Origin of the sequence: Sorangium sp. So ce1335, from assembly GCF_051521615.1 — a bacterium.
GTDB lineage: Bacteria > Myxococcota_A > Polyangia > Polyangiales > Polyangiaceae > Sorangium.
Genome location: NZ_CP150363.1, coordinates 2,111,106 through 2,135,199, shown reverse-complemented (window position 1 = coordinate 2,135,199; position 24,094 = coordinate 2,111,106). Strand labels below are relative to the sequence as shown.

21 protein-coding genes are annotated in these 24,094 nt (G+C 71.8%); 7 read left to right on the top strand and 14 right to left on the bottom strand.

Annotated features, from left to right (window positions below; translation table 11 throughout):
- The first annotated feature begins 9 nt into the window (after positions 1-9).
- A complete protein-coding gene (locus tag WMF24_RS07920; protein ID WP_437735758.1) occupies positions 10-816 on the top strand; it encodes a hypothetical protein in 807 nt (268 codons plus the stop codon).
- 66 nt (positions 817-882) lie between these two features.
- On the opposite strand, the gene WMF24_RS07915 is transcribed toward WMF24_RS07920, so the two are convergent.
- Positions 883-3,351 (bottom strand): type VI secretion system Vgr family protein, encoded by a 2,469-nt coding sequence (locus WMF24_RS07915; protein WP_437735757.1) that lies wholly within the window; start codon positions 3,349-3,351, stop codon positions 883-885.
- A 59-nt stretch (positions 3,352-3,410) separates the two neighbouring features.
- Positions 3,411-5,795, bottom strand: coding sequence for a non-homologous end-joining DNA ligase (gene ligD, locus WMF24_RS07910; RefSeq protein ID WP_437735756.1), 2,385 nt, complete (start codon positions 5,793-5,795; stop codon positions 3,411-3,413).
- A gap of 519 nt (positions 5,796-6,314) precedes the next feature.
- On the opposite strand from ligD, the gene WMF24_RS07905 reads away from it, so the two are divergent.
- Positions 6,315-7,529, top strand: coding sequence for an ATP-binding protein (locus tag WMF24_RS07905; RefSeq protein ID WP_437735755.1), 1,215 nt, complete (start codon positions 6,315-6,317; stop codon positions 7,527-7,529).
- A 27-nt stretch (positions 7,530-7,556) separates the two neighbouring features.
- Here the strand turns inward: WMF24_RS07905 and WMF24_RS07900 are convergent, their stop codons facing one another.
- Both WMF24_RS07900 and WMF24_RS07895 read right to left on the bottom strand, forming a co-directional pair.
- Positions 7,557-8,396: an SDR family NAD(P)-dependent oxidoreductase gene (locus WMF24_RS07900; RefSeq protein WP_437735754.1), complete on the bottom strand. Its 840-nt coding sequence runs from the start codon at positions 8,394-8,396 to the stop codon at positions 7,557-7,559.
- On the bottom strand, positions 8,375-8,950 hold the full coding sequence (locus WMF24_RS07895; RefSeq protein ID WP_437735753.1) for a helix-turn-helix transcriptional regulator: 576 nt from the start codon (positions 8,948-8,950) through the stop codon (positions 8,375-8,377). The genes WMF24_RS07900 and WMF24_RS07895 overlap by 22 nt, the downstream gene beginning before the upstream one ends.
- 125 nt (positions 8,951-9,075) lie before the next feature.
- Between WMF24_RS07895 and WMF24_RS07890 the strand changes: the two genes are divergently transcribed.
- The 3 genes from WMF24_RS07890 to WMF24_RS07880 all read left to right on the top strand — a co-directional run bounded on the left by WMF24_RS07890 (position 9,076) and on the right by WMF24_RS07880 (position 11,696).
- On the top strand, positions 9,076-9,471 hold the full coding sequence (locus WMF24_RS07890; RefSeq protein ID WP_437735752.1) for a Smr/MutS family protein: 396 nt from the start codon (positions 9,076-9,078) through the stop codon (positions 9,469-9,471).
- Between the two features lie 67 nt (positions 9,472-9,538).
- On the top strand, positions 9,539-10,945 hold the full coding sequence (locus WMF24_RS07885; RefSeq protein WP_437735751.1) for a sigma 54-interacting transcriptional regulator: 1,407 nt from the start codon (positions 9,539-9,541) through the stop codon (positions 10,943-10,945).
- A gap of 112 nt (positions 10,946-11,057) precedes the next feature.
- Positions 11,058-11,696, top strand: a complete 639-nt coding sequence (locus WMF24_RS07880) for a hypothetical protein (protein ID WP_437735750.1) — start codon at positions 11,058-11,060, stop codon at positions 11,694-11,696.
- A 125-nt stretch (positions 11,697-11,821) separates the two neighbouring features.
- On the opposite strand, the gene WMF24_RS07875 is transcribed toward WMF24_RS07880, so the two are convergent.
- Entirely contained in the window at positions 11,822-12,205 is a 384-nt protein-coding gene (locus tag WMF24_RS07875; RefSeq protein WP_437735749.1) for a hypothetical protein, read from the bottom strand.
- Between the two features lie 114 nt (positions 12,206-12,319).
- A complete protein-coding gene (locus tag WMF24_RS07870; protein ID WP_437735748.1) occupies positions 12,320-13,711 on the bottom strand; it encodes an MATE family efflux transporter in 1,392 nt (463 codons plus the stop codon).
- A 436-nt stretch (positions 13,712-14,147) separates the two neighbouring features.
- On the opposite strand from WMF24_RS07870, the gene WMF24_RS07865 reads away from it, so the two are divergent.
- Positions 14,148-15,647, top strand: coding sequence for a carboxypeptidase regulatory-like domain-containing protein (locus tag WMF24_RS07865; RefSeq protein WP_437735747.1), 1,500 nt, complete (start codon positions 14,148-14,150; stop codon positions 15,645-15,647).
- A 715-nt stretch (positions 15,648-16,362) separates the two neighbouring features.
- Here WMF24_RS07865 and WMF24_RS07860 read toward each other — a convergent pair.
- Positions 16,363-16,605, bottom strand: coding sequence for a hypothetical protein (locus WMF24_RS07860; RefSeq protein ID WP_437735746.1), 243 nt, complete (start codon positions 16,603-16,605; stop codon positions 16,363-16,365).
- Between WMF24_RS07860 and WMF24_RS07855 the strand changes: the two genes are divergently transcribed.
- A complete protein-coding gene (locus WMF24_RS07855) occupies positions 16,595-17,500 on the top strand; it encodes a glycoside hydrolase family 5 protein (protein ID WP_437735745.1) in 906 nt (301 codons plus the stop codon). The genes WMF24_RS07860 and WMF24_RS07855 overlap by 11 nt on opposite strands.
- Positions 17,501-17,545: 45 nt before the next feature.
- On the opposite strand, the gene WMF24_RS07850 is transcribed toward WMF24_RS07855, so the two are convergent.
- From WMF24_RS07850 to WMF24_RS07820, 7 genes are all read right to left on the bottom strand, one after another.
- Positions 17,546-17,731 (bottom strand): hypothetical protein, encoded by a 186-nt coding sequence (locus WMF24_RS07850; protein ID WP_437735744.1) that lies wholly within the window; start codon positions 17,729-17,731, stop codon positions 17,546-17,548.
- Between the two features lie 143 nt (positions 17,732-17,874).
- Entirely contained in the window at positions 17,875-19,548 is a 1,674-nt protein-coding gene (locus WMF24_RS07845; RefSeq protein WP_437735743.1) for an AMP-binding protein, read from the bottom strand.
- Positions 19,545-20,492, bottom strand: a complete 948-nt coding sequence (locus tag WMF24_RS07840; RefSeq protein WP_437735742.1) for an SAM-dependent methyltransferase — start codon at positions 20,490-20,492, stop codon at positions 19,545-19,547. The genes WMF24_RS07845 and WMF24_RS07840 overlap by 4 nt, the downstream gene beginning before the upstream one ends.
- Positions 20,489-20,815, bottom strand: coding sequence for an acyl carrier protein (locus tag WMF24_RS07835; RefSeq protein WP_061615764.1), 327 nt, complete (start codon positions 20,813-20,815; stop codon positions 20,489-20,491). The genes WMF24_RS07840 and WMF24_RS07835 overlap by 4 nt, the downstream gene beginning before the upstream one ends.
- A 239-nt stretch (positions 20,816-21,054) precedes the next feature.
- Positions 21,055-22,080 carry a hypothetical protein gene (locus WMF24_RS07830; RefSeq protein WP_437735741.1) on the bottom strand — a complete coding sequence of 342 codons (1,026 nt, stop codon included), beginning with the start codon at positions 22,078-22,080 and terminating at the stop codon, positions 21,055-21,057.
- A 112-nt stretch (positions 22,081-22,192) separates the two neighbouring features.
- A complete protein-coding gene (locus WMF24_RS07825) occupies positions 22,193-23,248 on the bottom strand; it encodes a polysaccharide deacetylase family protein (RefSeq protein WP_437735740.1) in 1,056 nt (351 codons plus the stop codon).
- A complete protein-coding gene (locus tag WMF24_RS07820; protein WP_437735739.1) occupies positions 23,241-24,089 on the bottom strand; it encodes a class I SAM-dependent methyltransferase in 849 nt (282 codons plus the stop codon). Before WMF24_RS07820 ends, WMF24_RS07825 begins: the two co-directional genes overlap by 8 nt.
- Between the last annotated feature and the right edge of the window lie 5 nt (positions 24,090-24,094).

Sequence of the window (24,094 nt, the reverse complement as noted above, 5' to 3'; positions counted from 1 at the left end):
GTCCTGGGCATGGGCTGCGGATACGATCACGATTACCTGTTACCCCGCGGCGCGCTCCCGCGCTTCCTCGTGGAGATGGCGAGCGTCTGGCCTGCGTGGATCGCGGAGGTCGAGGGAGGCAGGATCCTGCGGCGAGACGAGCTGGAGGGCGAGCTGCCGGCTGCGGCGGAGAGCGGCTTCGTCCTGCACCGGGACGGGTCGATGCGCGCGCGCTTCCACGCCGAGGGCGGCTTCGTCGACGAGGACGGCTCGTCGCCCCTCAGCGTGTGGATCTTGGGCTGGGATGAGGCGTGGGCCCATGCCGACATCGTCGTCGATCAGCAGCCGCCGTCCCGCTTCCTCGAACGCGTCTGGGATTGCCTCGCGCTGGCGATCGCCGCCGTGTCGGTGCGGGTAGAGCGCAGCGGGACGACCATCCGCCATGTCAACGCGATGGATCCGGCGTGGGCGCGCGCAAGCTGGCCGGAGATCCTGAAGCTCTCGCCCGCCTTTCACGAGCAGCTCACGACGATGCCGGCGCCCGCGTCCGTCCTCCCCCTGCCGGGCGACGCGAACAGCACGTGCGTCATCGAGCTCGACGCGGGCGGGCACATCGGCCCCGACCTGGTCGCGTATCTCGAGCGCTCCGTGGTGCGTCTCCTCGGCGAGTGGCACCGGATCGTCTACTCGACGGACGGGGACCAGCGCTACACCATGCCGCCTGGCGACCTTCGGGTCGAAGACGGGCACGTCCAGGTGGTCGCGAACGGGCGCCCGATGACCTGGAGCCCGCGCGACGTCCCGGCGCTGTTCAAGAAGAACGCGCGCGCGCGCTGAACAGGCCGCTGCGTTCGAGCACGGGGAACGCCGCGCGAAGGCGCGCGACGCGCGTCTCGCGGACGCTCAATTGAGCTTCACCAGCCCCCCCACCACGTCCACCGTCCCCCCGCTCACCCCCACCGAGCCGCCGGCGACCTTCACGTTGCCGCCGGTGATGGTGATGTCGCCGCCGGTGATCGTCACCGGACCGCTCGTGACGACGAGCTCGCCGGCCTCCATCTTGATCGACCCGGAGCCGACGAGCGTCATGAGCGCGGTCTCGATCCTGGCCATCACGGCCGCGCTCACGTTGAGGTTCGTCGACTGGAGCGTCTGCAGCACCGTGATGAGCGTCTGGATCGGCGCCTCGAGCTTCTGCAGCGTGGCCGACGTCATCTCCTGCGGCCCGGTCACCGTCGTCTTCTGGGCGCCGCCGACGTTGATCGTCTCGTTGCTCGTGACCGTCAGGTCGTGCGTCGCCTGGAGCGTCGTCGTCTGCGGGCTCGTGACGGTCACCGTCTGCGCCCCCGTCACGGTGAGCGTGTCGTCGGCGGTGACGTCCACCTTGCGGCTGCCGGTGATCGTCTCGGTCTGATCCGCCACGACCGTCAGCGTCTGGTTCGCGCCCACCGTCACCGTCTGGTTCGCGCCCACCGTCACCGTCTGGTCGACGCCCACCGTCACCGCCTGGTTCGCGCCGATCGTCGACGCCTGGTTCGCGCCCACCGTCACCGCCTGGTTCGCGCCCACCGTCACCGTCTCGTTGGCCCCGATGAGCTCCGCGTTGTTCGACCCGACCATCGTCGTCCGGTTCGAGCCCGTCGTCTCGTTGCGGTTGACGCCCACCGCCGAGGCGCTGTTGTTCGCGACCTGCTCGCGCCGGTCGTTGCCGACCTCGTTGTTCCAGTCCTTCGGCGTGTGCAGGAGGATCTGCTGGCTACCCGCCGTGTCGTCGAAGCGCAGCTCGTTGTGGCTGCCGCCGCCCGGGCTGGTCATCGTCTTGAAGGTGCTCACCGTCGGCGCGCCGCCCGGCGGCCGGTTCTGCCCGTTGTAGACACGGCCCACCACGATCGGCCGGTCCGGGTCGCCCTCCTCGAAGTCGACGATCACCTCGACCCCCACGCGCGGGTGGAACACGGCGCCCTCCCCGACCCCGGCGAACACCTGGTTCACGCGCACCCAGCAGGAGGTCGGCTCCTTCGCGTGCCGCGCCGCGTCCTTGTCCCAGTGGAACTTGATCCGCACGCACCCGATCTCCGCGCCGGGCGGGCCGCCCACGTGGATCTCCGCGCCCTGCGCCCCAGGCTCCGCGGTGACGAACGCCGTCTGCGTCCCCTGCACCCGCGGCTTCGGCGTGACACGCGCCGGCCGGAACCGCGATTCGGCCGCGCGTCCGTCGTTGCCGCGGCGCGCGCACTCGAACCGCGCCGAGAACGGCACCCCCTCCTGCGCGAAACGCGCGCCGCCGGCCCCGGGCGGCAGCACGCCCTGCTGCTCGCCGCGCACCTCCAGCCGCGTGACCAGGTACTCGCCCTCGTAGCGCGACGTCGGGTGCTCCAGCGCGAAGATCGTCCCGGCGCCGAGCAGCCGCACGGCGCCCTCGCCGACGGCGTACCGCGCCTCCACGGCCAGCCGATCGAGCTTCGCCTGCGCGAGCGGCCTCCCCTGGTCGGGCGCGTCCGGGTAGCGGCCCGGGTACTCGTGGTCGACGAGGTCCTCCCCCGCAGGCTGGCCCGGCGCGGCCACCGCCATGTCCAGCGCGGGCTTCTTCCAGTTGTAGTCGAGCAGCGACACCTTCTTCGGCCGCATGCGCGCGCCAAGCTTCATCGTCGCGACGTCCCGCCCGCGCAGCCCCGGGCCGATCGGGGCGAACGGGGCGAGGCGCGCCCGGCCGCCGTCCGCGTCGGCGAGCACGAGCAGGCACACGCCGTCGCCGTGCTCGAAGTGGTAGCCGATCCCCTCCTCCTCGAGCAGGCGCGACACGAACGCGAGATCGCTCTCGTTGTACTGCACGCAGTAGGGCCGCGCGGCCACGTCGTCGATGCGCGTCGGGTCGGCAACCCGCCAGGCGTAGGCCTCCCTGGCCGGCGTGAAGGCGCCCTCGCTGCCATCGTCGGGCTCGACCGTGGCGCCGTCGTCGCGGCGGACCGCGGGGTCGCCCTGCAGCACCGCGTCGACGATCTGCCGCGTCGTCTTCTCGAGGAAGATCCGGCACCTCGTGCGGTGCATCGAGCGCGCGAGCGGCGGCGACAGCACGACGCGGTAGAGCATGCCGTACGCGACGGGGCCGAGCTCCTCGGCCTCGGTGATGATCCCGTGCACGACGCGGTAGGCCGGCTCGGAGAGCGTGGCCAGGCGCAGCGTCGCCCGGGCCTCGATGAGCTCCTCCGGGTCCACTTCGGGCGCCGGCGCGCGGGCGAGCAGCACGATCTCGTAGCGGTACAGGCCGGAGATGGCCTCGCTGCCCCGGAGCTCGACGACGAGCAGGTGCCGCCACGGCCCGGCCTCCGCCGAGGCGCCCTCCCACGCCAGTGAGAAATCGATGTCGCTCACGCCGCTGCCCCTCCGGTGGTGGAGGAGCCCACGATATCCCGGCGCCGCGGCCGCGTCGCCTACGCCCGGAGCCCCAGCGCCCGCTGCATCGCGGGTGTAATTTTCTGCCTCACCTTCCCGTAGCGCGCCCACGGGTCGGCCTTCAGCGAGGCAAGGCGCTCGGGCAGGTTCCGGATCGTGAACTGGTCCGGGCGCACCTCCTGCCCGAGCTCGTCCCAGGAGAGCGGCGCCGACACCGGCGCGCCGGGCCGCGCGCGCGTCGAGTACGCGGCCACCGACGTCGCGCCCCGCGTGTTGCGCAGGTAGTCGATGAAGATCTTCCCCTTCCGCTGCGCCTTCGACACCGCGATCGTGTACCCCTTCGGGTCGCGCCGCGCGATGTCGCCCGCCAGCGCCTTCGTGAACGCAAGGCACTCGTCCCACCCGCTCACCGGCGCGAGCGGCACCACGATGTGGAACCCCTTGCCCCCCGTCGTCTTCACGAAGCTCTCGAGGCCGAGCTCGTCGAGCCGCTCCCTGAGCAGCAGCGCCGCCGCGATCACGCGCTCGAGCGACACCGAGGGATCCGGGTCGAGATCGAACACCACACGATCGGGCAGCTCGAGCTTCGATACCGTCGAGTTCCACGTGTGGATCTCGAGGATCCCCATCTGCGCGAGCGACACGAGCGCCTCGGCCGAGTCCGCCACGAGGTACTCGCCCGCCTTCGTCTTCTCCTGGATCGTCACGCGGCGGAGCGCCGACGACCCCGACGCCTTCGCGTGCTTCGTATAGACGCACGCGCGTTCCGCGCCCTCGGGGCAGCGCACGAGCGTGAGCGGCCGGTCCTTCACGTGCGGCACCATCCGCCCGGCGATCGACTCGTAATAGAGCGCGAGCTCCCGCTTGGTGATCCCCTGCTCCGGATACAGCACCTTGTCCGGGTGCGACAGGCGCACGCCCAGCACCGAGGCGCCCTCGCCGTCCCCCGCCGCGGCTGCGCGCGCCTTCGCCCCCTTGCCTGGCGCGGCGCGCTCGCCCGCGCCCCGCGCCACCTTCGTCTTCGCCTTCTCGCCCGCGCCCCGCGCCGCCTTCGTCTTCGCCGCCGGCTTCTCCGGCGCCCGCGCGTCACCGCACGACGCGACGACCCAGCCCGGGCCTCGGCCGGGCACATAGGGCGCGTCGATCCGCTTCGACACGATCCCCTTCAGCGCCAGCTGACACCCCTTCTGGAGGACCTCCTCCCACGAGCCCTCGACGTGGTCCGCGTAGCGCAGCGGCCCCGCGCCGGCGGCGCCGAGCAGCCGCCGTAAGGCCTGCTTCCTCGCCGCGAGCGGCGACTCCATGAGATCGCGGCCCTCCAGGTACATGAGGTCGAAGACGAAGTAGACGACCTCGCCGTCCCGCGGAGCTGCCTTTGCGCTGGACGGCGGCGGGGCCGTCGTGCCGTCGCGCCGGAGCACCGCCACCTCGCCGTCGAGCAGCGCGCTCTCCAGCCCGAGCCCCGCGATCGCCGCGGCGATGGGCTCGAACCGCCCCTCGACGCCCTTCCCCCGCTCGTCCACGAGCCGGACGCGCCCGTCCTCGACCCGGGCCATGATCCGGAAGCCGTCGACCTGGATCTCGTGCAGCCACCCCGCGCCGTCCGGCGCGCCGCTCGCCTCGCCCTTCGCCTTGCGCGCCGGCAGGCGCTTCGGCACCTGCGGGCGCACCTTCTCCGGCATCGCCGCGACGCGCGCGCCCTCCACCCGCGCCGCAGCGCGCGCCGGGCCGGCCTCGCCCCGCGCGCGCCGCCCGGGTGCGGTCCCGGACGGCGCCTTCTTGCCCGCGCCCTTCTCCCCCGCGTCCTTCTCCGCGCGGTTCGAGTGCCACACCCGGTCCTTCGCCGCGGCGATCTCGTCGAGCTGCCTCCCGGTCGCCACGCTCTCCGGACGGGCGTCGACGACGCTGTACTCCTTCGCGGGGCGCGCCTCCGCGTCGTTCTCCTTGATGAGGAGCCAGCTCCTCCCCTCGTCGTCGTCGTACCGCCCCCGGGTCCTCACCAGCGTGAAGCCGCCCCGGAGCTTCTCGCCGCGCAGGAGGAACTTCAGCTTTCCGGCGTGATACCCCTTGTGCGGATTCTCGAGCGGGACCCACGTGCCCCGGTCCCACAGGAGCACTGTCCCGCCCCCGTACTGCCCTCTCGGGATGATCCCCTCGAAATCTCCGTACTCGAGCGGGTGATCCTCCGTATGCATCGCCAGCCGCTTCACCTCGGGGTCGAGGCTCGGCCCCTTGGGTATCGACCAGCTCTTGAGGACGCCCTCGAGCTCGAGGCGGAAGTCGTAATGCAGGTGCGAGGCGGCGTGCTTCTGGATGATGAAGGTCCGCTCCCCGGCGTCGGCGGGCGCGGCGGCGGCCTCTTCTCCCCGCGGCTCGGGCGTGACCGAGAAGTCGCGCTTACGCCAGTACTCGCGCAGTCCCATACGTCAGGATAGCAGACGCGTCGCCCTCTGCAGCCCAGGCGCCCAGTCCGCCGGAGTCGCCCGGCCGGGGAACTGGCCCCCTCCGCGCCGGCTGTCGAGGCGCCAATCCGCCTCACCCCCTCACGGCTCCTGCGAAGGAGACACCGCGCGCGCCGACATCGACGCGCGGCTGAGCCTGTCCACGGGCGGGCGGCGTCGCCCGGCCGCGGTCGGTGCGACGGGGACGGCGGCCCCGACGTTCGCGGCCTCCAGCGCGGCGGCGCGCAGGCGCGCCGCGGAGCGCGCTTGACGACGCGCCGCGTGTGGCCGATACCCAGCAGGCGTGCGCAGCTTCGCGCCAGGGCGACCAACCGGCGCCGTCCAGGCCTGGCCATCGAGCGACAGCTCCGTCATGACAAGGAAATCTCCTGCCCCTCGCCGGCACACGTCCCCGCAGGCGAGGTGCGCGTCATCGAGCTGATCACGGAGAAGGAAAGCAGCATGTCCGGAATGCAAGCCTCCTCGAAGGAAGGTAGGGCGATGGCGACGCTCGAACGCCTGCTCGAGCTCCCGGCAGCCGACCTGCGACAGTCGCTCAACCAGGCGAGTGAGCTCCTCGCCAGCGCGTTCGGCGCCGACAAGATCGACATCTTCCTCTTTGATCCCAGCAGAAAGACGCTGCGCGCCCTGGGCACGAGCAACACGCCGATGGGGCGGCTCCAGCGATCGCTCGGCCTCGACGTCAGCCCGGTCGCCAACGGCGGCTCGGTCGCCGGCGTCTTCACGAGCGGCAATCCCCACATCACCGGACACGCGGACCAGGTATCCGGCGAGCTGCCCGGCCTTGTCCACGAGCTCGGGGTCCGGTCGCACATCGCGGTCCCGCTCGTCGTCGAGGGCGAGCGGCGCGGGGTCGTCTCCGCCCAGTCGGCCGCGCCGGAGTTCTTCTCCGACGACGATGTCCGCTTCCTCGGCGCTGTCGCGCACTGGATCGGCGCGCTGACGCACCGGGCGGAGCTCGTCGAGAAGGTCACCTCCGCCGCGCTCGCGCAGGGCCGGCGCCAGGCCGCCGAGGAGCTGATCACCGTGCTGGCGCACGATCTGCGAAACTACCTGAGCCCGCTCATGAGCCGCACCGAGCTGATCCGCCGGCGCGCGGAGATCGACGGCCGAGGCGACGATCTCCGCGACTGCGACCGGGCGATCGACACGATCGAGCGGCTCGGCCGCATGACCGCGGATCTGCTGGACGTCGGGCGCCTCGAGCGGGGGATCTTCGAGATCGCGCCAGCGCCCATGGACCTCGTGGCGCTGGCGAAGGAGACCGCCCGGGCGCTCGGGACGCCGACCGTCGAGGTCCGCGTCGAGGGCCCGCCGGAGCTCTCCGTCGTGGCGGACAGGGGCCGTCTGCGGCAGGCGCTGGAGAACCTCGTCAGCAACGCGATCAAACACTCGCCCGCCGGGAGATGGGTCCTCATCAAGCTCAGCACCGAGCTGCAAGCCGGCCAGGAGTACGTCCACGTCGATGTCATCGACCACGGGGCCGGCGTGCCGCCGGAGCTGCTTCCCAGGATCTTCGATCGCTTCGTCACCGGCGGGAGCGCGTCGGGCGTCGGCCTCGGGCTCTACCTGGCGAGCAGGGTCGCCGCCGCCCACGGGGCCACGTTGACCGTGAACTCCCCTCCCGGCGGGGGCGCGACGTTCCGGCTGAGCTTGCCCGTGAGCGGGCCGCCCGACCATCCCGACGAGCCGTGATCGGGGCGCGGGAGATCCAGGGCGCCGTCACGCTGTGTCGAGCCGGGGCGGGCGCCTCGCCGCGTCGTCGGCGCCGCGCATCCTGGCGGCGCTCTTCGCCTCGGCGCGCAGCCCGATGTCCTTCATGATGCGCGCCGCGAGGGCGGGCGCGATCCGCTGGAGCACGAGCAGGCTGCGGTTCGACGCGCCCGCGAGGAAGCTGCGCCGGTCCCGGCGGAGCGTCTCGACGAGCTGATCGGCCACCCACGCGGGCGCGAAGACCTGCGGCCCCTCGAGGGGCCAGTCGTTGCCGGCGTCGGTGCTCGTGTGCGGGGGAGCGAAGACGGTCACCCGGACGCCGCGCCCCTCGAGCTCGCCTCGCAGCGACTCGGAGAAGGCGACGACCGCGGCCTTCGCCGCGCAGTACGCCGCGGCGGCCGGCATGGGCACCCACGCCACCGTCGAGGCGACGTTCACGACCGTGCCCGAGCCCTGCGCCAGCATCGCCGGCAGGACAGCCCGCGTGACGCGCTCCATCCCGAACACGTGGACATCGAACATCGCGCGCGTGAACGCCCCGTCCGTCGACTCCCAGAGAGACAACCTGCCGCCGTTGCCGGCGTTGTTGACGACGACATCGATGCGCCCGAACCGCTCCAGGATCGACGCCACCGCCGCCCCGACCGAGGCGTCGGACGTGACGTCCATCGCGACCGGCACGGCGCTCCCGCCCTCGCGGACGATGCTGTCGGCCTCCCTCGACAGCGCGGCCATCGACCGCGCGGCGAGGACCACGCGCGCCCCCTCCCGCGCGAGCGCCCTCGCGCTCGCGAGCCCGATGCCCGAGGAAGCGCCCGTCACGATGATCACTTTGCCTTTCGGTTCCATCTCTTCTGTCCTCCTCGTTCCGCCGACAGCTCGCCGCGGGCGCGCTCGATCCACCGGAGCTCCGCGTCGCACCACGCGAGCCCGTGCTCGATGCTCAGGCGCCACAGGTCGCGCTCGCGCGAAGAGCGCGCGAGCGAGAAGATGCGCGGGTCCCCCAGCCTCCCCTCGTAATCCGTCTTCGTCGCCTCGATCTCCCGGGCGTACCTCGCCAGGAGGTCGTCGAGCTTCCTCGGGGGCACCTGCGCCGCGAACACCAGCTTGAGCAGCAGCGGGTGCCGCAGCAGGAGCGGCTCGAGCGGCTCCTCGAGCCACGCCTTGAGCGCCGCGCGGCCGGGCTCCGTCAGCGCGTACACCTTCCGGTCGGGCTTGCCGTCCCCCGGCATCGTCGTGGCCTCGACGAGCCCCTCGCCCTCGAGCGCGTGCAGCTCCCGGTAGATCTGGCTCTGGGTCACGGTCCAGAACGACCGCACCGACCCGTCGAAGCGCTGTTTCAGCGTGTAGCCGCTCGTCGGCTCGAGCGAGAGGAACCCCAGGATGGCGCCGCGGAGCGACATGACACACGTTTCATAATACACCTGTGTCATATGTGCAAGGTGTCCTATCAACGACGGGCGCGCCGCCCGGCGCGGCCGCGGCGCCCTCCGGTGGCGGCCGGCGCGGGCTCGGCTACACCGCGCGGATGCTCCGCCGACTCCTCGCCTGGCTCGCCCGCGCGCCCTCGCCCCGCGCGCCCGCGTCACCCGACACCGCCGCCGAGCCGCCGGAGCCCGAGCCGTCCGGCGTGCCCGGCGACGAGGTCGTGGTCATGCCGATCGAGGACGCGATCGACCTGCACACGTTCGCCCCGCGCGACGTCGCCTCCGTCGTCGAGGAGTACCTCCACGAGGCGCAGCAGCGCGGGTTCCGCGAGGTGCGGATCATCCACGGCCGCGGCAAGGGCGTGCAGCGGCGGATCGTCCGGAGCGTCCTCTCGCGCCACCCGGCCGTGGACGGCTTCCGCGACGCCCCGGCCTCGCGCGGCGGCTGGGGAGCGACCGTCGTGTGGCTCAAGGTGGCAGGCGACGCCGCGCCCTGAGCCAGGCACAGGCCACCTGGCGCAACAGCGGTCTCTCGCGTCAGGCAAGTCATGTAAGATGACGCGCATGCCGCGCCCCCCCGCCACGCCCGACGACGCCGAGCTCCGCGGCGTCACCGCCGTCACGGAGCCCACGACGAAGGCCGGGGTGGTGGCGGTGCCTCGCCTCGATCTCTGCGTCGAGCGCGAGGCGGACAAGCCCGCGAGCCGATCGGTGGTCCTCGAGGGCGACTTCATCCGCATCGGCTCCCACCCGAGCAACGACCTCGTGCTCGCCGACCGCGCCGTGTCGCGCTTCCACTGCATCCTCGAGCGTACCCAGTCGAGCTTCCGCCTCACCGACGTCGGGTCGCGCAACGGGACGTACATCGCGGGCGTCCGCGTGCGGGACGCCGACGTCCTGCCGGAGTGCCGCCTCGAGCTCGGCGACTCCGTCGTGCGCATCCGCGACGCCGACGCCGTCGAGACCGAGCTCGCGCGCGCGCCGAGCTTCGGGGCGCTCCAGGGCGTGTCGGTCCCCATGCGGCGCCTCTTCCCCCTCCTCGAGCGCGTGGCGAAGAGCACGCCCGACGTGCTCATCGAGGGCGAAAACGGCACCGGCAAGGAGGTGATCGCCACCGAGCTGGTCCAGCGCAGCGCGCGCGCCAACAAGCCGCTCGTCATCGTCGATTGCGGCGCCATCTCGCCGAACCTCATCGAGAGCGAGCTGTTCGGCCACGTGCGCGGCTCGTTCACCGGCGCCTCGCGCGACCGCGCCGGCGCCTTCGAGGAGGCCGACGGCGGCACCGTCTTCCTCGACGAGATCGGCGAGCTGCCGCTGGAGATGCAGCCGAAGCTCCTCCGCGCCCTCGCCTCGCGCGAGGTGCGGCGGCTCGGCGAGAGCCGCGTTCGCAAGGTCGATATCCGCGTCATCGCCGCCACGAACCGGCGCCTCGAGCGCGAGGTGAACAGCGGCCGGTTTCGCGAGGACCTGTATTACCGCCTCTCGGTGCTCACCGTGCGCGTCCCGCCGCTCCGGGAGCGCAAGGAGGACATCCTCGTGCTCGTCCAGTGCTTCCTCAACGAGCTCGGCGCCATCGACAAGATGTCCCTCTTCCCCCCCGAGGTGATCGAGGACATGAAGCGTCACGACTGGCCCGGCAACGTGCGGGAGCTCCGGAACTACGTCGAGCGCCGCGTGGTGCTCGGCGACGGCGCCTCCATGGGGGCGGGCGCGCCGGCCGAGCGCAGCCCCGCGCCGGGCGCCGCGCCCGCCGCCCCGCCAGCCGCGCCGGGCGTCGCCGACATCGAGATGCCGTTCAAGGAGGCGAAGGACGCCATCATCGACAGGTTCGAGCGCGACTACCTCGCCGCCCTGCTCGAGTGGTCGAACGGCAATGTAAGCCGCGCCGCACGCAAGGCGGGGCTCGACCGCATGTACCTCCACCGCCTCCTCCAGCGGCACGGGCTGCGCCGCGCCGCCGCCCTCGACTGAGCAGCGGGGCACCACACCGGACGCGGCGAGTTTCCGGCGGACGCTTCGATCGGGCAGGGCGCCACCGCCCCGCACATGTCACAGTCGCCCCGCAATGGCGCGATCCGTCCGTGTGCGCAACCTCGCACGTTCCCTGAACGTCTCGGAGACCGAGCTGCTCGTCTGGCTCGCGGACAACGCGCCCGCCGCGGACCTCCGGCATCCTGCGGATTTCCTCCCTGCGGACATCGCGGCGCGGGCGCAGCAGGCGCTCGGCCGGACGCCGCCGCCCGCGCCCGAGCCGGACCCGGTCGAGCGCCGCTGCGCCGAGTGCGCGAAGCTGCCCGAGAAGGCCGGGGTGCGCGTCGTCGAGGTGGGCGCCGATGCAGTTTGCGACATGTGCGGCAGCTCTGCGAACAAGCGCGCGGCGCTCGCGATGATCGAGGCGTTCCGCGCGCGCGGGCTCCGGCGGCTGCTCGTCGTCGGCGGGGGTCCGGGCACGGCCGAGGACCTGCGCCAGCTCCTCTCGGGCGAGCTCGACGTCCGCATCGTCGACGGGGAAGGTCACCGCAACGCGGCAAAGGCAGACGCCGACCTCCGCTGGGCCGACGTTGTCGCGGTCTGGAGCTCGACGATCCTCTCGCACAAGGTGTCGAAGCTCTATACGGACAGGCGCGACGCGTTCCGCGAGAAGCTCGTCACCGTGCCGAGGCGCGGCGTCGCCGCGCTCTGCACGGCCGTGACCGAGAAGGTGAGCTCCCCACCGGGATAGGTGTCCGTCGCCCGCCTTGTCGGCCTCTCGCTGCTCGCCACGCCCTTCCGGAGCTCGGCGGTTCCGGGCGGCAGGCGGGTTGTCCCGGCCATCCAGCGTGCCCGGCGGGTGTCACCCGGCGCGTGTCACCCAGCGCCCGCTTCGCCTGTCGCGCCCTCGTCGGGCCAGCTGCTCTTGTGCTCGGCGCTCGACTCCGGGTTCAGCGGCTTGCTGTGGTCGAGCACGCCGGGGATCACCTCGTTGCACGAACCGCCGTCGCGCGGCGTTCCGGCGGACCCGGGGGCCGCGTCGCCCTCGTTGATGTCCTCGCCGCGCGCCGCCTGCTCGCGCGCTTCCGGGCCGCCGGCGTCCCCCTGCGGCGGCGCCGCAGGGCGCGCCGGCGCTGCTCCATTCTGCCCCGCTCCGCCCGGGTCGCCCACGGTCCCCTCGGAGATCCCGCCGTAGCCGGGCGGGCTGGCGGCGGGGCTCTCGGGGCCCTGTCCTTCCTTCGTGCGCTCTTCTTGAGCCATGGCGTGTCTCCTTTGCGCGAGGTCGCAGCAACAGACATGCCACCTACGGAGCGGAGACAGGTGGGGAGTTGGCGGACGGCGCGTGATCGCGCGTGACGGTGCGCGGACGCGCGATCACGTGGGGCGGCTGTGGAGCCGCACGCGGCGGAGGGTGCTCCGCGCGTGGGGCACCCAGCCGCGGAGGTGCCAGCGCGCGCTCATGGCCAGACCGCGCACCCACTCGTCCGCGGCGTAGGCGACCCAGACGCCGGCGAGGCCCCAGCCGAGGCGCACGCCGAGCAGCCACGACAGGCCGACCGCCACGGCGAACATCGAGAAGACGCCGAATCCGACCGGAAAGCGCGCGTCGCCGGCGGCGCGGAGCCCGTTGATGACCACGAGGTTGATCGTGCGGCCCGGCTCGACGAGCAGGTTGAGCCAGAGCAGCGTGGAGCCCGTGGCGATCACCTGCGGATCGGACGTGAACAGGCCGAGCAGGCGCGGGCCCACCAGCGCGACGGCGAGCACCACGGTGACGCACACGCACAGGCCGATCACGAGGCCGCCGCGCACCTGGCGGTCGGCGCCGTGCAGCTCGCCCGCGCCGACGCAGTGCCCGACGACGATCTCGGTCCCGAAGCCGATCGCCAGGGCGAACAGGATCAGGAAGTGCACGATCTGCATCGTGTACGTGTGCGTGGTGAGCGCGGTCGGCCCCATGTCGGCGACCATGGCGAGGATCATCATGAAGCTGATCCGATAGACCACGTTCTCGCCGGCCCCGGGCAGGCCGATGTGCAGCATCTCGCGGAGGCGATCGGGGCGGATGCGCCAGAAGTCCTCGAACGTCGGGCGGATGCCGAGGCGCGCGATCCAGAGCTGGCGGTGCATCCAGAACGAGCACGCGCGCGCGATGATCGCGGCGAGCGCGAGCCCGCTCATGCCGAACCCGGGCAGCCCGGCGACGCCGAACATGAGCGGCAGGCTGAGCGCGAGCTGCACGACGTACATGACGATGATGAGGCGCAGCGTGTCGCGGGTATAGGTGTGCGCGCGCAGCACCGAGCCCATCGAGAAGTTCACCGCGTCGAACGCGAGCATCACGCCGACCGCCATCAGGTAGGGCTGCGCCATCGGGAACAGCGATGGCGGCAGGCGCATCAGCTCGAGCAGGGGGCCCGCGCCGACCGCGATGACGGCGCAGCTCAGCAGGCCCAGCCAGACGTTGGCCGCGAGCGACGCCCGCGCGACCTGCTCGGCGCCGGCGCGATCGCGCGCGCCGAGATACTGAGTGACCACCACGGTCGCTCCGACGCTGACGAAGCGAAAGGTGATCATGAAGGTCAACATGATCTGGTTGGACAGCCCGTAGGCGGCGGCCGCCTCGTCCGAGAGGCGGCTGACCAGCCACACGCCGAACACCCCGACGAGCATGTGCAGCAGGTGCTCGCTGAAGATGGGCCAGGTGATCTCGAGCAGGCGGGGGCGAGGAAGAGACGGAGAAGGAGCAGGAATGACTGATTGCAAGGCGCGGCATCCTACTCTGCCAGGAAGCGTCTCGCCATGACGGAACGCGGCCCGGTGAGCCCGGTGAGAGCGATTCCCACATCGCGGTCCGCTGGCCGCCCGCGCTGACGCAATGGCGGTTCGCTGGCCGTCCGCGCCGCCCGCGACAGCGGCGCGGCGCTGTCGCGTCGGCTGGACGGCGGTGGGGGCCGTCATCGCCCGTCCGCGCACGGCCTGCGCGGGCCGCGCGACACCCGAGCAGCGCGCGAGACGAACGGCGCAGCGCCCCGCCCTGACGGCGCTGGAGAGGAGAGCCGCGCTCGCAGGAGGCGAGACGCCGAATCGTGTCCCTCCTCGCAGCCTTGCCGGGTTATCCCTTCCCGGTTCCCCCTCGCGTCGATTACCCTGCCAATGGGCGGAACAGGGCAGCCTCGCCCCTCCGCGCCGGGAGGCTCGAATGGGGAGATTGCATGGCAGCGCAGGATGGCTCCTGGCCTCGGCGGCGATCGCGCCGGCCCTCATCGCCGGATGCTCTTGCGGCGACCCCGGCGGGACGCCCGCGAGCGCGTCCAGCGCCGGCGGCGGCGGCGCCGCTGGCGCCGCTGGCGCCGAGCCGGACGCGGGGGGCGGCTTCGGGGGGATCCCTTTCTACCCGGGGGGCGGCGGATCTCCGGTCGGGACCGGCGGGTGCGAGGGGCTCGAGTGCCAGCAGATCCAGTGCGCGGCCGGCGGCAAGACCACGGTGAGCGGCACGGTGTACGAGCCCGCGGGCAAGGTCCCGCTGTACAACGTGATCGTCTATGTCCCGAACAGCGAGCTTGATCCCATCACCGACGGAGCGAGCTGCGACCGGTGCAACGTGACGCTCTCCGGGGATCCGATCGCGACCGCGCTGACGGACACGAAAGGGCGATTCGTGCTGGAGGACGTGCCGGTCGGAGAGGACATCCCGCTGGTCGTCCAGATCGGCAAATGGCGGCGCAAGATCACGCTGCCGAGGGTGGAGGCGTGCGTCGACAACCCGCTAGAGGACGGCGCGATCCGGCTACCCCGGAACAAGTCGGAGGGGCATATCCCGAAGATCGCGCTGACCACGGGCGGGGCGGACGTGCTGGAGTGTCTGCTCTACAAGATGGGGATCGACGCGTCGGAGTTCACGCCGGAGACGGGGGACGGGCGGGTGAACCTGTTCACGGGGCGCGCGATCGAGGGCCGCAAGGCGACGAGCCGGTACCGGGACGGGCTGAACGACGGGGCGAGCTTCTCCACGGCGCGGTCGTTCTGGGGCTCGCTCGACAACCTGAGCCAGTACGACATGGTGATCCTGTCGTGCGAGGGGTCCGAGTTCAGGGCCGACAAGCCGCAGGCGGCGCTGCAAGCGATGTTCGACTACGCCTCCGCGGGGGGGCGGGTGTTCGCGTCGCACTGGCACAACACGTGGCTCCGGCTCGGGCCGGGGCGGTTCCCCGAGACGGCGGACTGGAACGAGGAGAGCGATCCGGACGACGAGCTCCCGGTGCTCGTGGACACGACGTTCCCGAAGGGCGAGGCGCTCCGGGACTGGCTCGTCGCGGTGGAGGCGTCGAGGGAGCCCGGGCAGATCTTGATCGACGATCCTCAGCACTGGGTCGACTCGGTGAACGAGGAGATCGCGACGCGGTGGCTGTTCAACGAGGCGCACCCGACGCTCGAGGCGAAGGCGGGGGTGAAGTACTTCACGTTCAACACGCCGATCGGGTCGCCGGAAGAGGCGCAGTGCGGCCGGTTCGTGTACACGGACATCCACGTGGCGACGACCGACGTGGCGGGGGCGCCGTTCCCGAGCGGGTGCGAGAGCCGCGACGGCGAGCACCACGAGCTGACGGCGCAGGAGAAGGCGCTGCTCTTCATGCTGTTCGACCTGTCGGCGTGCATCGCGCCGGACGACGAGCCCCCGCCTGTGCCGGTGCCCAGGTGACGTGTTCCGGACTGCCCGGCCTCCGGAGAGGGCGGGGCTCGGACATCGGCCCTCCCCGCGCCGCGAACACCCTCTCCGGAGGCCGACGGTGGGCTCTCCTGCCGTGCTCAGGGAAAAGAGAGGGAAAGACTGGGAAAGACTGGGAAAGACAGCACCCCGCGGCGATCTCGCGGGCGGAGCGAGTCACTCGACCCTTGACATTTCGGGAGTGCTCGTCCTCCCTATCTGTGGTGATATCGATGCTCTGCGCATGGATGGGCGGTTGACCAGGGTGGTCACCTGACCACCAAGGCGGACACCGTGGTCCGCGCTGATTCCGCATCGGTTTCGATGCGGCGCCGACGCCACGCGGTGGGCAAAGACGCAGCGCAGCAGCGCCCGCTCGCGCGGTGCGAAGGGCTGGCACGCGTCTTGCGGAAAAATTCCAATTGCTTGCACACCGCAGCTCGGTCAAATCGGCGCGCGTGAACGCCTTGCCTCACGCGACGGCCGCCCGCCGTCGGAGATGCAGGCGATTGCACGTACGTTGGACTACAACCCCGGCATAAGTTCAGCCTCTTAACTAATGGTTTGCAGAGGGCTTGCCATGGCGCTGGACTGCCCTTTTAATGCCGCGCCATCCGGAACTTCCCTTGGAGGACATGATGAAGAGCGTTTCGCTTGGAGGTGTGCTTGGCAGGTCGACGTGGTCATTCGGCCTCGCGGTGGTTGCGCTTCAGGCAGCCATGCTGATCGGCTGCGGTGACTCGTCGACGGACGACGGCGCGGGCGGCGCAGGGGGCGGCGGGGCGACGACGGGAGCCTCGGCGAGCTCGACGACCTCGGCGAGCTCGACAACGTCAACGTCGGCGAGCTCGACGACCTCGGCGAGCTCGGCGAGCTCGGCGACCTCGGCGAGCTCGACAAGCTCGGGGGATATGGCGACGACGACGAGCTCGAGCACCGGGATGGTGCCCACGAACGGGACGCCGGTGGAGCGGCACGGGCAGCTCCGGGTCATGAACGGCAACATCGTCGGCGAGCACGGCGTGCCGGTCCAGCTCAAGGGCATGAGCCTGTTCTGGAGCCAGTGGAGCAACTACTACAACGCCAACGTCGTCAACGCGGTCGCGGACAACTGGCGCGCGACCGTCATCCGCGCCGCGATGGGCATCGAGAACGAAGGCGGGTACCTCGAGGACGCAGGCGCCCAGAAGGCCAAGGCGAAGACCGTCGCCGACGCGGCGATCGCGAAGGGCATTTATGTGATCCTCGACTGGCACGATCACAACGCGCAGGACCACCTGGAGCAGGCGAAGAGCTACTTCCGCGAGGTGGCGCAGACCTACAAGAACGTGCCCAACGTGATCTTCGAGGTCTTCAACGAGCCGCTCAACACGAACAACTGGCCCGCCGTGAAGTCGTATGCGCAGACGGTGATCGCCGAGATCCGGGGCCAGGGCGCCAACAACCTCGTCATCGTCGGCTCGCCGAACTGGTCGCAGGACGTGGACGTCGCCGCGGACAGCCCCCTCAGCGATCCGAACGTGGCGTACACCCTTCACTTCTACGCCAGCACGCACAAGGGCTTCCTGCGCGACAAGGCGCAGCGCGCCATCGACAAGGGACTGGCGCTCTTCGTGACCGAGTGGGGCACCTGCGAGGCCACCGGCGACGGCACGATCGATTTCGGCGAGACGCAGACCTGGCTCGACTTCCTCGAGGCGCACAACATCAGCTGGGCCAACTGGTCGCTCGGCGACAAGGCCGAGGCGTGCTCCGCCCTCGAGCCCAGGGCCAACGCCATGGGCAACTGGACCGACAACGATCTCACCGAGTCGGGCAAGTGGGTGAAGGCGAAGATCGCCGAGTGACGCACGCGTATCGAGCGCCTGCCACGCAGGCGCTCGCCGCGCCGCTCACCCGTGCTCTCGCTTGATCTCCGCGGACAGGGGCCGTCCGGCACAGAAGGGGCACTGGTCGTCCGAGCTCCAGTCGTCGTCGTCGAGGCCGAGCGCCCGGAGCTGCTCCAGCTCCCACGCGCGCGCCTCGGGCGAAAGCGGCGCGGGACAGGTGGACTTGTGGTCTCTCGGGCGGCTCAACATGGACGGCCCCGTTCGGTTGTGCTCCGGAGAGCGATTCCGGGATCTATCGCGCGCCCCCCTTCGACGCCCGCAAAATCAGCCGGATCACGACGAGTCTGTCCTTCGTCGATGGCGAACAGAAAAGCCCTCTTCCGGACATCCCTTCAACGAAGCGCCCCCGCCCGCAGCCGCTCCGCCACCTCGCGGCGTCGCAGCTTCCCGCTCGTCGTCTTGGGCAGCTCCCCCGGCGGAACCAGCACGACCTGGTCCACGGTGACCCCGTTCGCCCGCAGCGTCTCGCGCACGCGCTCCGCGAGCCCGGCGTGCTCCGAGGCCTCGGCGCGCGTCTCCGCGACGACGTACACCGACTCGGTCTGGCGCTCCTCGACATACAGCCCGACCGCGACAACGCACCCGGCCCGGACGCCGTCCACCCGGGACGCGATCTCCTCGATCACCGCGGGGATCATCGTGTGTCCGCCCTTGATGATCACCTCCTTCTTCCGGCCGGTGACGAACAGCGTCCCGCGATCGACGAACCCGAGATCGCCCGTGCGCAGCCACCCGTCGGCCAGCGCCTCGCCGGTCGCCTCGGGATCGTCGAAGTACCCCTCCATCACCGTCTCGGAGCGCACCTCGATCTCCCCCACCGTGCGCTCCGGCACCGCGTTGCGCCCGGCGTCCACGATCCGGATCTCCGTGTGCGGGATCGGCCTGCCGACGCCGACGAGCTCCAGCGCGAGCGGCCCCGGCGCGGCCTCCTCCACGCGGCCCTCGCGCTCGAGCACGCCGCGATCCAGCGTGAGGACGCGCGGCGGGGCGAGCAGGTCGGGGAAGGTCACGGCGACGGTCGCCTCGGCCAGCCCGTAGACGGGGAAGAACGCCTCGATGCGGAAGCCGCACGGCGCGAACGCCTCGGCGAAGCGCCGGAGCAGCGCCGGCGAGATCGGCTCGGCGCCGATCATCGCGCACCGCCACGCGCCGAGGTCGAGCCCCGCCTCGACGGCGCGGCGAGCGAGCCCGATGCAGATGGAGTAGGCGCTCGGCGGCCCCAGCGAGATGACCCCGCGGATGCTCGACATGTCCGAGAGCCACGAGAACGGCCGCGTCCGGAACTCCAGCGGCGAGAGCATGTGCACGGGGAAGTCGTTGAAGAGCGGGAAGAGCAGCCCGCCCACGAGCCCCATGTCGTGGTGCAGCGGCAGCCACGAGACGCCCCCCGCGCCCTCGCCGCGCACCGGGAGCCGCTGGCTCATCGCGTCGAGGTGCAGCATCAGCCGCTCGTGCGGGATGACGACGCCGCGCGGGTGCCCGGTGCTGCCGCTCGTGAGCTGGATGAGCGCAGGGCCCGGCGCGGCGTCCGGATCGGGCAGCGACGCCGCCACGGGCGCGTCGAGCAGCGGCTCGGCGGCGAGCTGCAGGAGATCGTCCGCCCCGCCCTCGCCCTGCGCGAAGCCGAGCAGCGCGGACGAGACGACGAGCGCGCGCGCGCCGACCCGCGCGGCCGTGCGCCTGAGCTCGCCGAGGAACGCGCCGACGTCCGTGAGCCGGTACGGCACCCCGACCTGGATCGGCACCGCGCCGAGCACCCAGACGCCGAAGAGGCACGGCACCGCCACCTCGACGTCCGTCACGAGCAGCAGCACGCGATCGCCCGGGCGCACGCCGGCCTCGACGAGCCCCGACGCCGCCGCGCGCGCGCGGCGCCAGTACTCCGCCCACGACCAGCCGACGAACTCGCCCTGCTGCTTGTGGTAGAACCCGAACCGCTCCGGCGTCGCCTCGGCGCGCGCCCTGAGCAGGCCCGCGACCGTCCGCGCAGAAGGCCCGCGGCTCACGGCGCGCGCCTCGGCTCGGGCGAGGGCGCGACGCCGAGGCGCTCGCGGCCGCCGCCGCCCTTCGTCGCCACGATCATGTACTCGAGCGCTGTGCGGCGCGCGAAGGAGAGCCGGCCCACGGTCATGTACGTCTGGAGCAGCCGCGAGAAGCCGGGCGCGCGCGCGTCGATCCGGGCGCGGTTCGCGCGCACGTTGTCGATCCACCGGGCGACCGTGTGCACGTACGAGCTCGTGAGATCCTCGACGCGCCGGACGTCGAGCCCGGCCTGCTCGATCAGCCCGAGCTCCTCGGCGAGCGAGATGAGGCGGCAATACCCGAGCGCCTGGACGAAGATGTACTGGGTGGCAGCGCTCTCCCGGTCGCCGCGGGCGCGCGCCGGGAAGTAGCAGTCCGAGATCAGCAGGCGGCCGCCCGGGCGCAGCGCGGCGGCGATCTTCTGGTGGATCCGCTCGCGGTTGTGCATGTGGACGATGCTGCCGACGAAGAGCACGGCGTCGAGCGACTCGGGCTCGAGGTCGACGTCCTCGATGTGCGCGAGGTCGATGCGGACCCGCGACGCGACGCCCGCGCGGTCGGCCCGGCGGAGCGCCTCTTCCCGCTGCTTGTCGCTCAGCGTGACGCCCCGGAAGATCCCGCCGGTGTGCTCCGCCAGATAGATGAGGTTCGAGCCCCAGCCGCACCCGACGTCGAGGACGCGCTCGCCGGGCTGGATGTCGAGCTCGCGGCGGACCCAGTCGAACTTGCGCGCCTGCGCCGCCTCGAGGTCCTCGCCGGGGTCGAGGAAGATGCCCGTCGCGTAGGCCAGGCGGCTGTCGAGGACCATGGAGAAGATCTCCGGGTCGTTCTGGTAATGGGCGGCCACCTCCCGCCGCTCGTGCTCCCGCTGCTCCTCGGGCGTGCGGGCGGCGGCCTCGCGCTCGGCGCGCGTGCGCGGGGCGATCACGGCGCCCCTCCCCGGCCGCCCCGCGCCGCGAGCTGCGCCTCGACGAAGGCGATCACGTCGCCCACCGTGCTGATCTGCGCCTGATCGGGCGCCGCGAAATCGGGCGCCACGATCTGGAATCGCTCCTCCAGCGCGACGTTGACCTCGATGAGCGCCAGCGAATCCACGCCGAGGCCGCTCTCGAGCGACAGGTCGGGAGTCACGGCATCAACGCTCATTCCGCATCGCTCTGCAATGATGGCGCGGACCTCGCGGGCGATCTCCGGATCTCCCCCGCCCGCCACCTGCGGCTGCTTGCCCAGCGCCGCCTCGCTCTTGTTCATGCGATCTCCTGCTCAGGGTTCGGCGCGCGCGACCTCCAACACGCCAGCAGGAGGAACTCCACGCCAGCGCGGGTCACGGCCGTAATAGGCCGTACCATGATTGGCAGTCGTCGTCCATGACGGATGAGCACGCTCGACCGTCGTATCGCTGCGCAGGCGCGGCGGCGTCGGGGCGCGGAGGCCCTCGCGCGGCGCGCCTTCAGCGCGCTGGCGCGGAGGGCCGCGCCGGCGATCCCGGCTCAATCGCCGAAGTCGCCGAGATCGCCGTCGAACCCGCCGTCATCCAGGCCGCCGCCGTCATCGCCCCACGGGTCGCCGTCGTCCCCGCCGGCGTCCGTGTCGCCCGCGTCGTCCGCGTCGCCTGCGTCGTCGGCACCGTCTGTTCCGGGCGCGGCGGCGTTCAGGAGCTCGGGATTGGCCGCGGCCTCCTGCGCCGTGCCGAGCGGCATGCCCGCCGGGGTCACGAACATCACGTGAGGCGGCATCATCATGTGCATGAACGACGAGATCAGCATCACGTCGAGCATCATCCCGAGCGGGCTGGGCGGGTAATAGACGAGGAACGGGTCATAGCCCGGCTGCGTGGGACTCGAGGGCTGCTGCGCGGCCGCGCCGTCGCCCGCGGGCGCGTGCACGACGCGCGCGTCGGCGTGGTGGTGCTCCACGCGCGCCTCCGGCATCGCCGCCTTGAGGGCGCCCTCGAGCCGCCCGACGAACGACTCGAACTGCAGCCGCGCCGCCTCGAACAGCGCCGGGTCCTTGGCGAGGGGCTCGACGCGGCGGCGGTAGTCGTCCGCGGACTCGCCGGCGCGCGGCTCGAGGTCCTGCACGCGGCCTCCGACGGAGATGATCCCCGTCGGCTCGTCGTCGGCGTGCTCGGTGCGCGCCCGCGTCTCGATGACGAGGTGGAGCCCCACCTCCTCGTGCTCGGCGGCGAACCGGAGCTCCTGGAAGCCGCGCCCGAACACGGCGGCGTGCTCGGACAGCGCGAGCACGAGGTCGGGCAGGTCGTCCGGCTTGCCGTCGGTGTCCTGGAAGATGACGGTATCGTCGATGACGAGCGAGAGGGCGTTGCCGATCCCGAGCTGGCCGAGCGCCCGCCGCACCTGGTCGACCACGGCGGTGGCCTCGAGCTCGACGCGCAGGCGATCTGTGTCGAGGTCCACCGTGGCGCCGAAGCCGCGCTTCAGCCGCTCCCAGAGGGTGGGGTTGCGCTGGATGATGCTGCCCTTGAGCGAAACGTGGATCTGTCCGGTGAGCCGCATGCGCGCTACTTAGCACCGGCGCGCCGGGCGAGGGCGCAAGAGCGCCGGCGCCGGGCGATCCCGGGCCGCCGCGCGGCGCGCGCGGCGGATCGACCGCGCGGCCGGGCCGCCGCTAGCCGAAGTTGAACCGCTGGGCGACGCGCTTGTACGCCTGCTCGACGACGCGGCGGGCGTGGTGGATGGCGTTCGACTGGGGGAACTCGAGCGAGGGCGGCGCGCTCTCGTCGGCGTCGCGCGCGTCGGGCGCCGCGTCCGCGAGCCGGCGGGCGAGGGCGCCCACGGTGTCCACCTCGAAATCCTTCGAGTTCTCCTTGAGGAACCGGCAGAGGCCGCGGAGCCGCTCCACGTTCAGCCGGTTCGGGTAGCCGCGGCGCTCCGCCGCCGAGTCGAGGAAGTAGAACTCGAACGAGTGGGTCACCAGCGTGACCTCCTTCACCCCGAGAGCGCGATAGCGCAGGAGACAATGCTTGATCTCGTCGAGCGTCACCGCCGTGATCTGGAGGTGCTTGAAGCGCTTCGTCGGCTCGATGAAGTTCGTGACCGGCAGCTCGTACACGCCGCGCTCGGGCGTCTCGAAGAGGCCGAGCCGCGCGCCGGGATACTGCATCTTGCAGTTCTTGGTGAAGTAGCAGGGGTTGTAGTTGCTGCTCAGCACGAGCCCCGCCAGCTTCATCGCGCGCCAGGTGTCGTTGTTCGCGCCGAAGTTGCCGGCGCGGTAGCCGAGCAGCTCGCCCGCGGGGACGCCCGCGCGAACGAGCAGGTCGCGCCCCTCGAGGAGGAGCCGCGTCTGCTCCTCGACCGGGTAGTCGGCGATGTCGTCCGAGACGCGGGGCTCGCCCCGGGAGTGCCAGTCCGCGCGCCGCTGCACCGGGTGCACGTGGAGCTGGACGTCGTGGCCGCGGCCGTGGATCGCCTGGCACACGTTCGTGAGCCCCTCCATCCCGAAGCTGTACGACCCGATCGCCTCGACGAAGAACGTCCCGCGCTGCCCGTACGCCTCGAGCTCGCGCATGATGAGCTCGATGCCGAGGGGATCGCGCTGGTTGACGAAGCGGCCCCAGATGCGGAGGTCGTAGCCCATCGCGGGAGAGACGCTGTCGCCCATGATGCGCTCTTCGGCGCACTCCACGTCCACGGTGATGTAGACCCGCGTCCTCCCGTCAGCCATCGCCTGTACCTCCCTCACCGCGCTTCTGAAGAACCATCGTGATCGTCGGCGCCACGTAGCCCACGTGCACCCCGAGCGGGCCGAGCACCCGGTTCGCCGCAGAGAAGGCCATGAGCCGCGGCCCGGACATGCCCATCTTGGCCTTGAGGTCCACGATGAGCCGGCCCCGATCCTGCTGCGAGATGTCCGCGTAATCCCCGAACCCCCGCCGGAGCTGCCAGGGGAATACGCTGTAGATCGACTTGCCCGGAAAGAGCGGGCGCAGCGGGCGAGGCACGTAGTTCATGAGCGCGCGGCCGCTGTGCTGCTCGACCGGCCAGAGGCGGTTGCTCGTCCCCAGGATGACGATGAACCCCCACGTCTGGAGCACCCGGTCGATCTCGCGCTGGACGGCGCCGAGGGCGCCGGGCGGGATGTACTCGAGCACGCTGTTGCACGAGACGAGATCGAACTCACGGTCCGCGAACGGCATCGAGGTCGTGTCGGGGACGTGCACGACGCGGATCCTGTCCGCGACGCCGTGGCGCTCGGCGTTCAGCCGGGTCAGCTCCACGTACGGCGGATCGACGTCGATCGCGGTCACCTCCGCCCCCAGGGTCGCGAGGACGATCGCCGTCCCGCCCAGGTGGCAGCCGAACTCGAGCACCTTCTTGCCGCGGACCGAGGTGAAGAGGTCGTCGAACGCGTGGCGGCTGTGCCGCCACTCCCAGTCGACGTACCCCCCCACCCACGCGTCGTCCGGATCCCAGCCGTGGCGCTGCGCGCACTCGCGGAAGCGGCGGTCGGCGTCCGCGTCCCGGACGGCCGGCGGGGAGGCGATGGGTTCGGTGGGCTCGCTCATCGGGA